At 44.5% G+C, this 13,921-nt stretch carries 15 protein-coding genes; 1 reads left to right on the top strand and 14 read right to left on the bottom strand.

Going from position 1 to position 13,921, the window contains the following annotated elements; all coding sequences use genetic code 11:
• Positions 1 to 70: 70 nt before the first annotated feature.
• From ispG to trmJ, 14 genes are all read right to left on the bottom strand, one after another.
• A complete protein-coding gene (ispG, locus tag AB4209_RS10855) occupies positions 71 to 1,192 on the bottom strand; it encodes a flavodoxin-dependent (E)-4-hydroxy-3-methylbut-2-enyl-diphosphate synthase (RefSeq protein WP_009848294.1) in 1,122 nt (373 codons plus the stop codon).
• A 7-nt stretch (positions 1,193 to 1,199) separates the two neighbouring features.
• Entirely contained in the window at positions 1,200 to 2,156 is a 957-nt protein-coding gene (gene rodZ / locus AB4209_RS10860) for a cytoskeleton protein RodZ (protein ID WP_102320711.1), read from the bottom strand.
• Between the two features lie 440 nt (positions 2,157 to 2,596).
• The gene (locus tag AB4209_RS10865; RefSeq protein ID WP_019822113.1) at positions 2,597 to 3,739 is read right to left on the bottom strand and encodes a bifunctional tRNA (adenosine(37)-C2)-methyltransferase TrmG/ribosomal RNA large subunit methyltransferase RlmN; all 1,143 of its coding nucleotides are present in this window, start codon (positions 3,737 to 3,739) and stop codon (positions 2,597 to 2,599) included.
• Positions 3,740 to 4,180: 441 nt separating this feature from the next.
• Positions 4,181 to 4,615, bottom strand: coding sequence for a nucleoside-diphosphate kinase (ndk, locus tag AB4209_RS10870; RefSeq protein ID WP_016797173.1), 435 nt, complete (start codon positions 4,613 to 4,615; stop codon positions 4,181 to 4,183).
• A 106-nt stretch (positions 4,616 to 4,721) separates the two neighbouring features.
• Positions 4,722 to 6,017 carry an aminopeptidase PepB gene (gene pepB, locus AB4209_RS10875; protein ID WP_017062517.1) on the bottom strand — a complete coding sequence of 432 codons (1,296 nt, stop codon included), beginning with the start codon at positions 6,015 to 6,017 and terminating at the stop codon, positions 4,722 to 4,724.
• Positions 6,018 to 6,223: 206 nt separating this feature from the next.
• On the bottom strand, positions 6,224 to 6,424 hold the full coding sequence (gene iscX, locus AB4209_RS10880) for a Fe-S cluster assembly protein IscX (protein ID WP_004740335.1): 201 nt from the start codon (positions 6,422 to 6,424) through the stop codon (positions 6,224 to 6,226).
• 117 nt (positions 6,425 to 6,541) lie between these two features.
• Positions 6,542 to 6,880: an ISC system 2Fe-2S type ferredoxin gene (gene fdx / locus AB4209_RS10885; protein WP_010440525.1), complete on the bottom strand. Its 339-nt coding sequence runs from the start codon at positions 6,878 to 6,880 to the stop codon at positions 6,542 to 6,544.
• Between the two features lie 20 nt (positions 6,881 to 6,900).
• Positions 6,901 to 8,751 carry a Fe-S protein assembly chaperone HscA gene (gene hscA, locus AB4209_RS10890; RefSeq protein WP_372055857.1) on the bottom strand — a complete coding sequence of 617 codons (1,851 nt, stop codon included), beginning with the start codon at positions 8,749 to 8,751 and terminating at the stop codon, positions 6,901 to 6,903.
• Between the two features lie 22 nt (positions 8,752 to 8,773).
• Positions 8,774 to 9,289, bottom strand: coding sequence for a co-chaperone HscB (gene hscB / locus AB4209_RS10895; RefSeq protein ID WP_010440522.1), 516 nt, complete (start codon positions 9,287 to 9,289; stop codon positions 8,774 to 8,776).
• 84 nt (positions 9,290 to 9,373) lie between these two features.
• Positions 9,374 to 9,697 (bottom strand): iron-sulfur cluster assembly protein IscA, encoded by a 324-nt coding sequence (gene iscA, locus AB4209_RS10900; protein ID WP_010440519.1) that lies wholly within the window; start codon positions 9,695 to 9,697, stop codon positions 9,374 to 9,376.
• A gap of 98 nt (positions 9,698 to 9,795) precedes the next feature.
• Complete coding sequence (iscU, locus tag AB4209_RS10905) at positions 9,796 to 10,173, bottom strand: Fe-S cluster assembly scaffold IscU (protein ID WP_004735094.1); 378 nt, start codon at positions 10,171 to 10,173, stop codon at positions 9,796 to 9,798.
• 33 nt (positions 10,174 to 10,206) lie between these two features.
• On the bottom strand, positions 10,207 to 11,421 hold the full coding sequence (locus AB4209_RS10910; RefSeq protein ID WP_010440514.1) for an IscS subfamily cysteine desulfurase: 1,215 nt from the start codon (positions 11,419 to 11,421) through the stop codon (positions 10,207 to 10,209).
• A gap of 27 nt (positions 11,422 to 11,448) precedes the next feature.
• The gene (iscR, locus tag AB4209_RS10915) at positions 11,449 to 11,970 is read right to left on the bottom strand and encodes a Fe-S cluster assembly transcriptional regulator IscR (RefSeq protein ID WP_010440512.1); all 522 of its coding nucleotides are present in this window, start codon (positions 11,968 to 11,970) and stop codon (positions 11,449 to 11,451) included.
• A gap of 116 nt (positions 11,971 to 12,086) precedes the next feature.
• A complete protein-coding gene (gene trmJ / locus AB4209_RS10920) occupies positions 12,087 to 12,815 on the bottom strand; it encodes a tRNA (cytosine(32)/uridine(32)-2'-O)-methyltransferase TrmJ (RefSeq protein WP_017062835.1) in 729 nt (242 codons plus the stop codon).
• A 181-nt stretch (positions 12,816 to 12,996) separates the two neighbouring features.
• Between trmJ and suhB the strand changes: the two genes are divergently transcribed.
• The gene (gene suhB, locus AB4209_RS10925; RefSeq protein WP_017062836.1) at positions 12,997 to 13,800 is read left to right on the top strand and encodes an inositol-1-monophosphatase; all 804 of its coding nucleotides are present in this window, start codon (positions 12,997 to 12,999) and stop codon (positions 13,798 to 13,800) included.
• Positions 13,801 to 13,921 lie beyond the last annotated feature (121 nt).

A 13,921-nucleotide genomic window follows, 5' to 3' on the forward strand; every position in this document is an offset into this window, starting at 1 on the left:
AGTATTTATTCCGTAATTTCTCACGACCAGGTGTTAGTGCGAATAGACAATCACACCCCATCGCGTTGTATTAATCTTCTAAGTTTTCTACATCAATGCGATTTGCTTTATCAAGCACTGACGCTTTTGCACGAATCTTAGCTTCAAGTTTGTCGACAAGGTCATCGTTGTCGAAGCGCTCTTTCTGACGCTTACCATCTTCGTAGAAGGCACTCTTACGTGCACTACCAGCTAAACCTAAGTGAGACACTTCAGCTTCACCAGGGCCGTTAACCACACAACCGATGATAGATACGTCCATTGGAGTGATCACGTCTTCTAAGCGTTCTTCAAGGGCATTAACGGTGTTAATAACATCGAACTCTTGACGAGAACAGCTCGGACACGCAATGAAGTTGATGCCACGCGAACGAATGCGCAAAGATTTAAGAATATCAAAGCCAACTTTGATCTCTTCAACCGGATCAGCCGCTAGCGATATACGCAGCGTATCGCCGATACCTTCAGAAAGAAGCATACCTAAACCTACCGCTGACTTCACAGAGCCTGCACGCGCACCACCCGCTTCGGTAATACCAAGGTGGAGAGGTTGATCAATCTGCTTAGCCAGCAAACGGTAAGAACCGACAGCAAGGAATACATCAGAAGCCTTCACGCTGACTTTGAATTGATCAAAGTTCAGACGGTCTAGGATATCTACATGACGCATTGCTGATTCAACAAGCGCTTCTGCTGTAGGTTCTGTGTATTTCTCTTGGATCTCTTTCTCAAGAGAACCGCCGTTAACACCAATACGAATCGGAATATTCATATCACGTGCACAATCAACAACTGAGCGGATACGGCTTTCGTTACCGATGTTACCTGGGTTGATACGCAGACAGTCAACGCCGTATTCCGCCACTTTAAGTGCGATACGGTAGTCGAAGTGAATATCAGCAACCAAAGGAACAGAGACCTGCTGCTTGATTAGCTTAAAGGCTTCAGCTGCATCCATAGTCGGTACAGATACGCGAACGATATCAGCGCCAACTTTTTCCAGAGCTCTAATTTGAGCAACGGTCGCGGCTACATCTGTTGTTCTTGTGTTGGTCATGGATTGCACAGCAATTGGTGCACCATCACCGATCGGCACATCACCCACATAAATACGGGTTGATTTGCGACGAATAATAGGAGATTCGTGTTGCATATTAACTCTAAGGTAAGGTTATTCTAGCTACTTTGCCTGAAGTATACCCAGAAAGGTCGACAGGTTCACTTGCAAATGTCATTGATACGCCTTCTGGCGCACCTAGAATCACTTTATATGGCGCAGTTCCTGAAAGATTTAACGACTGACCTGCTTTTTTGATGCCAGTCGACAAGGTTTTACCCGTTGCATCTTTTACTTGGATCCAGCAATCAGCAGAGAACTGCATGACTAGCTCGTTAGCCACAGCTTCAGGAGCAGTGCTTGCTTCAACCGCTTCTGCATTCGCAGCAACTTCAGCAGTTGGCTCTGTCTCTGTTGCTTGTTGTGCAGGAGTTTCGTCAGCTGGAGTAACAGCATCTGAAGTATCTTCCGCATCGCTTATCGCAGCAAGGCCTTCAGTATCTTCAACAACAGAAGCACCCGCTTCGTTTTGTTCAGCTTCAATCACTTCCAAAGAGGTGAATTCAGGGGCAAGTGATTCTTCTACCGCTAGCTCTTCTGAGCTTTCAGTATTCGCTAAAGATTGAGATAGGGTGTCTTGCTGTTGGTTCTGCCACCACCAAAGTGAGGAGATACCCGCAATGACCGCAAAAATGCTCCAAGTCAGGATCATAATACGGCTGTTGTGCTTCTCGGTTTTGGTCTTACGAGAAAAACTCAGCATTTCTTGCTCTTGATGCTGAGCATCACCGGCATGATGCAGCGCACTCAATACGACTTTTTCGTCAAGATTGACGTATTTCGCGTATGAACGAATATAGCCACGCATAAACGTCGCCACTTGATCTGACTCGAATTGGTTTTCTTCAATTTGTTGGATCAGAGTAACGCGAAGTTTCAAGCGATCAGAAATCTGCTTTTGCGTTAAACCAAGAGATTCTCGTTTGTTCTTAAGCAGCGTTCCCGCTTCCAAAGCTGGAGCTACGTTTTCTTGCGCTTGTGTATCTTGTTCTGTGTTCATAGAGAGTGAACTTCTAAAGTATTATCGCAGGTTGAGGAGAGCGTTTTCTTATTGTCGTTTAAGCTCAATCTAACAACCCACGTTATGTGGAATTTTTCCTGCTATCTAAATCATCAACCCTTAAAGGCGAACATCATTCATTTGTTATGGATGACCTCCTCAGGAAGCTAGTTTATCAAGTAGCCAACCTAAATAGACATATTGATGATCAGTAGCAAGCGAGCACTTAAATTAATTTAAGATTAGTTAATCATAAGCTAATGCCATTACAAGGCAAAAACACTTTAAACAAAATTTACCGTCAGCTCATGGTTTTGTCCAAAATTTGACGAAAAATGTAAGAAAGCGTGGGCAAGAAGTCCAAAAAATCAAAAACTGTACCCCAGAAAAGCAACAAGCCAGAAGTAGGACTTCTGGCTTGTTTAGGTTCTAATCGCGTTTTATACCGCTTTTACTTCAATCACACCACCGGCAATCAAGTTCGCTTCAGAGGCTGCTTTGATCATTTTGGTACGTTTGGTTCTATCAATCACATCACCGACTAACTGACCACACGCGGCATCAATATCATCACCACGAGTCTTACGAACGGTTACTGTGTAGTTGTATTCCATCAGCGTTTTTTGGAAGCGATCAATACGAGAGTTGCTTGGCTTCTTATAAGGCGACCCCGGGTAAGGGTTGAATGGAATCAAGTTGATCTTACAAGGCGTCTCTTTCATTAGCTCAGCAAGTTCACGTGCGTGGTCCATATCATCATTCACATGATCCAATAACACGTACTCAACCGTTACTTTACCGCGGTTAGCATTTGAAGATGCAATGTAACGACGAACAGATGCTAGGAAGTCTTGGATATCCCAACGGTCGTTGATCGGCATGATTTGGCTACGTAGTGCATCGTTTGGCGCATGTAGAGAAATAGCCAATGCGACATCGATGTTGTCTGTCATTTGGTCAAGGCCAGAAACAACACCAGAAGTTGATACGGTTACACGACGCTTAGACAGTGCGAAACCTAGATCATCAAGCATGATTTCTAATGATGGCATTAGGTTCTTCATGTTCAATAGAGGCTCGCCCATACCCATCATTACAACGTTAGTAATTGGACGACGACCGGTTTCTTTTTCTAGGCCGATTTCGCGAGATGCACGCCAGATTTGGCCAACAATCTCTGAAACTTTTAGGTTACGGTTGAAGCCTTGTTGAGCTGTAGAACAGAACTTACATTCAAGTGCACAACCAACCTGTGAAGATACACATAGCGTCGCACGGTCACCATCTGGGATGTATACCGTTTCAACGTCTTGGTCGCCAACGCTCATCGCCCATTTAATTGTGCCATCTGAAGAGTGTTGAGCTTCAGAAACAACAGGTGCAACAATCTCACAGCGACGTTGAAGTTTCTCACGTAACTTTTTGTTGATGTTATTCATTTGTTCGAAGTCATCGACACCGAAATGATAAATCCACTTCATCACTTGCTCTGCTCGAAACGCTTTCTCATTCAGTTCTTCTGTGAAAAATTTACGAAGACCTTTACGATCAAAATCGAGTAGATTGACTTTAGCTGTGGTCATGATGCCTCTCAATGACGGAACAATAATTAAGGGCGCGAATTGTACAGGCTTTACGCAACTTCAACAAGCATTGTAAAACCCTGTGTTTATTAAGACATTCAAACTTAAGCGATTAAAATTTGAACAATTGTATTTATCGGCCTGATATTAGCCAATTTAAACAAAGATTCCCGATTACACCCCTTCGTCGCTTTCGGGAATGACGTAAATAATCACCAATTGCTCGATAATATTTACCACGAGATGGTTGCTCCAAAGTTCCCCGTCATTCCAGAACTGAGGAACGAAGTATCTGGAATCTCCAATAACAAAAACAGATTCCCGATTACGCTCCTTCGTCGCTTTCGAGAATGACGACTAAATTGATTATCGAGAGCGTAAAATCCACTTACAAAAAAGGCCTCACCGAAGTGAAGCCTTTAGAATAATTTGCAGTGCCGATTATTGAGCTGGGCGTGGGCAAATTTCAGATTCTGGGAAGAAGAATTCGATTTCGCGAGCTGCAGACTCAGGGCTGTCGCTGCCGTGAACTGAGTTGTAACGCATGCTGATTGCGTAGTCAGCACGGATAGTACCGCATGCCGCTTCTTCTGGGTTTGTTTTACCCATAAGTTCACGGTAACGAGCGATAGCGTTTTCGCCTTCAAGCACTTGAACCATGATAGGACCAGAAGTCATAAACTCTTTAAGAGCAGGGAAGAACTCTTTGCCTTCATGTTCAGCGTAGAAGCCACTCGCTTGCTCTTCAGTAAGACGAACCATTTTAGCAGCAATAATTTCTAGGCCTGCTTTTTCGATACGGTGGTAGATTTCACCAACAAGGTTACGCTTAACTGCATCCGGCTTAACAATTGAGAACGTTCTTTCTAGAGCCATAGGGATTCCTTCACTTCATTTTTTTGTTATTAAATACTGAAATTACAGAGATCTTTCGATCTGAGCTTTATGAATGAGCGGCACAAAATACCGCTCACCCTTATTATTATTTTGCTTGGTCGATAAGAAGACGAGCCAGTGTGCGAACGCCCATACCCGTTGCGCCTGCCGCCCACTTGTCACTTGCTGACTTACGGTAAGTACCCGCGCAATCCATATGAATCCAACCTTTTTTGTAATCATCTACAAAGTAAGAAAGGAATGCAGCTGCTGTACTTGCACCCGGTGTGTAATCGCCTGTGCTGATGTTTGAAAGATCAGCAAAGTTTGAAGGCAACATACCACGGTGGAAATCAGCAAGAGGCAGTGGCCATAAGCCTTCTTTCTCTTGGTTTGCCGCTGTTAGCGCTTGGTGAGACAACTCATCATCGAAGCTTAATAGTGCGTGGTAGTCGTTACCTAATGCGTTTTTAGCCGCGCCTGTTAGCGTTGCACAGTCGATGATCAGCTCAGGGCTTTGTGCACTTGCGTACATCAGGCCATCAGCTAGCACTAAGCGACCTTCCGCATCAGTGTTCATGATCTCAACTGTTTTACCGTTTTTGTAGGTAATGATATCGCCAAGCTTCAATGCGCGACCAGAGATCATGTTCTCTGCGCAACATAGAATAAGCTTGATGCGCTTGTTAAGACCGCGTTCAATCGCAAGACCTAAACCACCAGTAATCGTTGCTGCGCCACCCATGTCAGCTTTCATCGCTGTCATGAATTGGCCTGGCTTGATACTGTAACCGCCCGAATCGAACGTAATACCTTTACCGACTAAACAGGCAAATACAGGTGCGTTTTCATCGCCTGTTGGGTTGAAGTCCAGTTGCAGCATTGCTGATGTACGCTCAGAGCCACGGCCGACCGCGTAGATGCCTTCCCAACCTTCGGTTAGTAGATCCTTGTCTTTAACAATCTTCGCTTTAACAGTGCCCGCTGGTGCCACTGACTTGATGTATTCTGCAGCCATTGTCGCAAGTTGACGAGGTGCCACTTCTTCAGCGGTTTTATTGATAATGTCACGCGTCCAGTCAGTTGCGCGAATACGAGCTTCAAGCTCAGTTTGATCGGCTTCTGAAAGTGCATCCCATTCCAATGCATTCTTTTTCTTTGGTCCACGGTAGCCTTGGTAGAAAGCCCAAACGCTTTCTAGATCCCAACCTTCACCACGAAGTGAAACGAATGCGATACCTTGTCCGTCAAGCGTACGACCCGCACGTTGAACTGCGCCTAGATCGTGGCCTTCACCAATGTGAATTGTCGCTCCCGCTTCTGAGAACGATAAAATAGCTCTTGCTCCCCACTGAGGCTGGGCAGCTTCTTGACTTAAAAATACTGACATCTGTGTAGACATGATTTCTCCTTGTCATGAACCACTTCGAGAGTGTGATTCTGATTATTTTTTATTAGCTCACTGATGTTAGCATTATGTAGGAGGAAAATGTCATTTTGATAAAAAAACGGACCATAAGGTCCGCTTTTTTTAGTAAGAATTGTTAACTTGGCTGCGTTTTATATTGGACTGATGCCAACCCGCGACCAAATCATCAGATAAGAGGATTAATCCATCTCATCCATCCAGCACAAAATAATAGCCTCTAAGATTTTTTCATTCGAGTGGTTAGGCTCGTCATCAAACTCTTCAAGGTCTAGCACCCATTGATGCAGATCGGTAAAACGTACCGTTTTAGGATCAGTATCAGGGTACAAATCACATAGCTCAATTGCGATGTCTCGCGAATCAATCCACTTCAAGCTCATAACACTTCCTTATATTTATTAGCGACGCTCTGTCACCTTTATGATCTATATTCTAGGCCAGTTTTTTTAAACCGTTATCTCAGTCATGGCGAAACCACCATGACTGTAGAGAAGTTCTTAGTGATCTTCAGACGCTAGGTTCAATGTGTACTTTGGAATCTCTACAACAAGATCCGTATCAGCCACTTTTGCTTGGCAGCCAAGGCGAGATTCCATCTCTAAGCCCCATGCCTTATCTAGCATGTCGTCTTCTAGGTCATCACTCTCTTCTAAAGAATCGAAGCCTTCACGAATCACGACGTGACATGTTGTACATGCACACGATTTTTCACATGCGTGTTCAATACCAATACCGGCCTTCAATGCAACATCAAGAACCGTCTCACCAGTTTTTGCTTCTAAAACAGCGCCTTCTGGACATAGATCTTCGTGAGGTAAAACAATAATCTTTGGCATGTTTATCTATTCTCTAACTATTAAATATTATCGACTGACTGACCTGACAGTGCAGCACGAATTGATTTATCCATACGACGAGAAGCAAAGTCTTGGCTCGCTTTGTCGGTATTCTTAATTTCTAGTTCAATAGCATCAGCGTTGTCGCCATTACGCACTTCAATCAGTGCTTCAATCGCTTGAACAAGTTGTTGTTTGCCTTGCTCATCAAGTAGCTCGTCACCGTCGGCTTGCATTGCAGCGATAAGGCCTTCGATAACGCGATCCGCTTCTACGCGTTGCTCAGCAAGAGCACGCGCTTGCATGTCTTCTTTTGCAAACGTCATCGAATCTTTCAGCATGCTAGCCACTTCGTTGTCGCTTAGACCGTAAGAAGGCTTAACTTGGATTTCAGCTTGAACGCCAGTGCTCTTCTCCATTGCGGTAACCGATAGCAGGCCATCAGCATCCACTTGGTAAGTAACACGAATATGAGCAGCACCTGCAGTCATCGGCGGGATGCCTTTCAGAGCAAATCGAGCCAGTGAACGACAGTCATCAACCATCTCACGCTCGCCTTGCACGGTGTGTACTGTCATTGCAGTTTGACCGTCTTTGAACGTGGTAAACTCTTGTGCACGAGCAACTGGGATCGTGGTATTACGAGGGATGATCTTTTCGACTAAGCCACCCATGGTTTCGATACCCAGTGACAGAGGGATAACATCCAATAGCAGCATCTCAGAGTCAGGCTTGTTGCCAACTAAGATATCCGCTTGAATCGATGCGCCAATCGCAACCACTTCATCAGGGTTAATACTGGTTAATGGAGTACGACCAAAGAAGCCACCGACCATTTCACGAACAAGTAAGGTACGAGTTGAACCACCTACCATCACGACTTCTAGTACTTCATCCGCGTCAACTTCCGCATCTTTCAGTGCTCGGCGGCACGAAAGCAGCGTTTTCTTAACTAGTGGCTTGATGATCTCTTCGAACTCTTCACGAGTTAAAGAGCCAGACCAACCTAGTGCTTCAACATTAACGCTTTCAGCTTCAGATAAGCCAATCTTCGCTTCTGTTGCTGCGTCTAGAAGAATACGGTTCTGTTCTGCTGTCAGCTCTAACAAGCCCATTTGCTCTTGGAAATGATCCGCAATTAAATGGTCAAAGTCATCGCCGCCTAATGCAGAGTCACCACCGGTTGCTAAAACTTCGAAGACACCTTTAGACAGGCGTAGGATAGAGATATCAAACGTACCACCGCCTAAGTCATAAACAGCGATTCCCCCTTCTTTACCTGAATCCAAGCCATAAGCAATCGCAGCTGCAGTGGGTTCATTAAGAAGACGTAACACATGAAGACCAGCAAGTTGCGCTGCGTCTTTGGTACCTGCACGTTGTGCATCATCAAAGTACGCAGGGACGGTAATCACGGCACCAGCCAATTCACCACCTAACGTCGACTCAGCACGTTGACCGAGTGCACGAAGAATATCTGCAGATACTTGAATTGGGTTCTTATTTCCTTGCGCTGTGTTAATCACAGGCAGGCCATTATCACTTTCTTCAAACTGATATGGCAGAGATGGGTATCGCTGTTGAATATCTGACAGTGAACGACCGATTAATCGCTTAACTGAGATAATGGTATTTTTAGGATCAGTTTGTGCATTTACACGCGCTTCATCACCAGTGGTGTACGACTCTGACTGATAGTGAACAACGGAAGGGAGAATACTGCGACCTTGTTGATCAACAAGCGTGCTTGCCTCACCACTGCGCACTGACGCAACCAATGAGTTTGTTGTACCTAAATCAATACCCACTGCAAGCTTGTGCTGGTGAGGAGCGGCGCTTTGCCCTGGTTCTGCAATCTGAAGTAGTGCCATGGATGTGTCCTTGTTATACGAACTAGCCGATCAAACGATCTTCAACTAACTCGATTTCATTCTTTAATTTTGCAATAAACTTAAGCTTTCTTACTCGGTCTGCAGCTTCTAACCAAGCTTCGCTGTCGAGTTCTTGTTGGATAGCGCTTAATTGTTGTTTATACATTTTGCTAACCTTTCCTTCAAATGCAAACAAAGCATCTTCAGGATCAGAACTGTCGGCGATATCTTCCAGCTCTTCACGCAATTCCATTTGCTCCATCAGGAACATAGGATCTTGCATAGTCTGCTGCTCACCACGAATATCCTCACCATGTTGAACTAACAGGTATTCAGCGCGGCTGACTGGATTTTTCAACACCTGGTACGCATCATTGATTTGCGCAGCTTTTTGCACAGCCAGCAAGCGATCTCGCTCAGAAGCCGTGGCAAATTTATCAGGGTGGAATTGGCGTTGCAGATCTCTAAACTGAGAAGAAAGAAGGCTACCATCCAGTTGAAACTGAAGTGGTAGCCCAAATAATTCGAAATGATTCATGTAACGGTGGTCCTAAGTTTAGGCTCTTTACTTAGAGCCTAATTTTATTCTTCGCTCATTATAAACGCTCAACGATTGAGGCGTTTATACATTGAAGCTCTCACCACAACCACATTCGCCTTTCGCGTTAGGGTTGTTGAATTCAAAACCTTCGTTTAGGCCTTCTTTTACGTAATCAAGCTCAGTACCGTCTAGGTAAACTAGGCTCTTTGGATCAATGATGACCTTAACACCTGAATGCTCGAACACTTCGTCTTCTTCGTTGAGCTCGTCAACGAATTCCAGTACATACGCCATACCCGAACAGCCAGTAGTTTTTACCGCTAAGCGCAACCCGATACCTTTACCTCGGTTATCTAGGAAAGCTTGAACTCGGCTTGCTGCCGTATCTGTCATGGTGATGGCCATACTACAACCTTGTGTTTTATATAAATTGAGAACTCAGGGGGAGCACAAAGGGTGCTCCCAAATATTACTTTTTTGAAGTGATTACGTTGTAGAAACGATTAGTGCTTCTTTTTGTAATCCGCAACCGCTGCTTTGATTGCATCTTCAGCAAGAATTGAACAGTGAACTTTCACTGGTGGCAACTCTAGCTCTTCTGCGATTTCAGAGTTTTTAATAGCAGCTGCTTCATCAATACTTTTACCTTTAACCCACTCAGTGACTAGTGAGCTAGAAGCGATTGCGCTACCGCAACCGTAAGTCTTGAATTTTGCGTCTTCAATAATACCTTCTGCAGATACTTTGATTTGCAGTTTCATTACGTCACCACAAGCTGGTGCGCCAACCATGCCGCTACCTACACTTGGATCTTCTTTATCAAACGAACCTACGTTACGTGGGTTTTCGTAGTGATCAATTACTTTTTCGCTATATGCCATGATAGTTACCTCGAATCCTCTATTTCCGTGAGATTAGTGATGAGCCCACTCAACAGTGTTCAAATCAATCCCTTCTTTATACATATCCCATAGAGGAGACATGTCGCGTAATTTATTTACTGCTACACGGATTTGTGCAATCGCGTAGTCGATTTCTTCTTCCGTAGTGAAACGGCCGAATGAAAAACGTACTGAGCTGTGTGCCAGTTCATCGTTTAAGCCAAGAGCGCGTAAAACGTATGAAGGCTCAAGACTCGCTGATGTACATGCAGAACCTGATGATACCGCTAAGTCTTTTAAAGACATAAGCAGAGATTCACCTTCAACGAAAGCAAAGCTCACGTTTAGGTTATGTGGTACACGTTGATCTAAGTCGCCATTTACCGTTACTGCTTCTAGATCTTGAACCCCTTTCAATAGACGCTCGCGAAGTGCTAGTGCGTGGTCATAATCTTTCTGCATGTCTTGTTTAGCGACAGCAAAAGCTTCACCCATACCCACGATTTGGTGAGTAGCAAGCGTACCAGAACGGAAACCACGTTCGTGACCTCCACCGTGCATCTGTGCTTCAAGACGAATACGTGGCTTACGACGAACGTACAAAGCACCAATGCCTTTAGGGCCGTATGCTTTGTGTGCAGAAAGAGAGATAAGGTCAACTTTCATCTCTTTTACATCTAGTGGGATTTTACCCGCAGACTGAGCCGCATCAACGTGGAAGATGATCTTGCGTGAACGACATAATTCGCCGATTGCAGAGATATCTTGGATTACACCAATCTCGTTGTTTACGTGCATGATAGAAACAAGAACCGTATCTTCACGCATTGCTGCTTGTAGCTTGTCTAAATCAATGATGCCGTTTGCTTCAGGCTCAAGGTAAGTCACCTCAAAACCTTCACGCTCTAGTTGGCGACATGGATCAAGAACCGCTTTATGTTCTGTTTTACACGTGATTACGTGCTTACCTTTCTTCTCGTAAAAGTGCGCTGCACCTTTGATAGCAAGGTTGTCTGACTCTGTAGCACCTGACGTGAAAACAATCTCACGTGGGTCTGCATTTAGTAGATCGGCAATTTGCTCACGAGCATTATCTACTGATTCTTCTGCCTGCCAGCCGTAACGGTGTGAACGAGATGCAGGGTTACCGAAGTTACCGTCCATCGTCATGCACTGAACCATTTTTTCAGCAACACGTGGATCGACTGGGCATGTAGCTGAATAGTCAAAGTAAATAGGCAGTTTCATTTTCTACTCCAATGTAAAAACTGACCGCTAAGAGCGGGCATTAACACCGTGAGGTGCTGCACTAATCGTTGTAGTGCTCGTATTTTTATGTGCAAAACCATTATTAACCGCAAGATCGATATCTTGACGATCAGAAATCTCTAAAACTTCGTTATCTTTCATTAGCTCACCGAGCGTAATGTCATTTAAGAAGCTGCTGATTCGGGAGCTTAAATCACGCCAAAGAGTGTGAGTTAAACAACGACTACCACCTTGGCAATCTGCTCGACCGTGACACTTAGTTGCATCAACTGATTCGTCTACTGCAGCAATTACAGTTCCGACAGCGATGTCGCTCGCTTCAGCACCTAAACGGTAACCACCGCCAGGACCACGAACACTAGCAACTAAGCCAGCTTTACGTAACTTAGAAAATAGCTGTTCTAAGTAAGATAATGAGATGCCCTGTCGCTCTGAAATATCAGCCAGAGGAACTGGGCTTTTTTGCGAATGCAGTGCTACATCTAGCATAGCTGTTACCGCATATCTTCCTTTAGATGTAAGTTTCATATCACACCGAATCCACATTGTTTATGTGGTTGGAATCTTCCCATACCTGACTAAATTGGTCAAGTATTTAGTTGACTATTTTAGTCAAGTATTCACCCTTAGGGTTTGTGTGGTTTTTATTTGTCGTTTTTGCTCTTCTCAATTGAAGTCAAAATGCCGCGTAGAGTGTTGATCTCTTGCAACTCTGGACGAGCTCGACTGAACAGACGACGTAGTTTATTCATCACCTGACCTGGCTTATCCTTAGAGATAAATTGGGTATCAATGATCACTTTTTCAAGGTGCTCATAGAACATTTCTAGTTCTTCGTGACGAGGGTACTCATCTTGTTGCTGTGGCTGATATTGGCTAGCGACCATATCAAGGTGAGCTACACGCACTTCGTAGCTCAGAGTCTGCACTGCCATTGCTAGGTTTAGCGAGCTGTATTCAGGGTTAGCTGGGATACATACATGGAAGTGGCACTTCTGAAGCTCATCGTTAGTCAAGCCAGTACGTTCACGGCCGAACACTAATGCGACTGGGTGCTTTTGACCTTCAATCGCAAACTTTTGTCCACACTCACGAGGCTCAAGCATTGGCCATTCAAGCGTACGTGAACGTGCACTCGAACCAACCACCAAACCACAGTCTTTTACGGCTTCGTCTAATGTAGAAACGATGGTCGCGTTTTCTGCGATGTCACCTGCACCCGCAGCCAGTGCTAAGGTCTGCTCGTCAACTTCACATTGAGGGTCTACAAGAACTAATTGACTCAAACCCATCACTTTCATTGCGCGAGCTGCTGATCCGATATTTCCCGAATGAGACGTACCAACCAGAACGACTTTTACATTGTCTAACATGCTATATGACACCACTTTAAAAATAATCGCGAGATATTAACACATAGCAAAGTAAAATGGTCAGACCCTTCGCGTAATGTGAAACCAAGAGTTCAAAAAATAACCACTTCCCTTTTGGTAAAACTTTGGTATACTCGCCGCCGCTTTAAATTGTTCTTTAACATCTTGTGGGAAAAACCATATGCATCCAATGCTAAACATTGCGATACGCGCTGCGCGTAAAGCTGGCAACCATATTGCTAAATCTCTAGAAACAACTGATAAGATCGAATCGTCTCTAAAAGGTAACAACGATTACGTTACTAACATTGCTCAAGAAGCTGAGTACATGATCATTGAGACAATCAAAGCATCTTACCCAGAGCACAGCATTATTTCTGAAGAGAAAGGCCTGACTGAAGGTAAAGACTCTGATGTACAATGGATCGTTGACCCACTGGATGGCACCAACAACTTTGTAAAAGGTTTCCCTCACTTCTCTGTATCTATCGCTGTTCGCATGAACGGTCGTACAGAAGTTGCTTGTGTTTATGACCCAATGCTAAACGAGCTATTCACAGCTCAACGTGGCGCTGGCGCTCAACTTAACAACGCTCGTATGCGTGTTACTCAACTAAAAGACCTTCAAGGTACTGTTCTAGCGACTGGTTTCCCATTCAAGCAAAAACAACACTCTGAATCTTTCATGAAGATCATCTCTGGTCTATTCATCGACTGTGCTGATTTCCGTCGTACAGGTTCTCCTGCTCTTGACCTATGTTACCTAGCAGCTGGCCGTGTTGATGGTTACCTAGAACTTGGCCTTAAGCCATGGGATCTAGCAGCTGGCGATCTAATCGCTCGTGAAGCTGGTGCTATCATGACTGACTTTGCTGGCGGTACTGATTACATGACTTCTGGTAATGTTGTTGCTTCAAGCGCACGTGGTGTTAAGTCTATTCTTAAGCACGTTCGTGAGAACGCTAACGAAGGTATGCTGAAGTAATTCAGACCTTACGTTAACGCTCCCTGTTACAAGGGCGCATAGAAATTCCAAAGCCTCGCTATATAGCGAGGCTTTTTTGTATCTGCGATTTGAGCTCAGAGATACGAGATACGAGATACGA

It is taken from the genome of Vibrio sp. 10N.286.48.C11, assembly GCF_041469805.1.
GTDB lineage: Bacteria > Pseudomonadota > Gammaproteobacteria > Enterobacterales > Vibrionaceae > Vibrio > Vibrio crassostreae_C.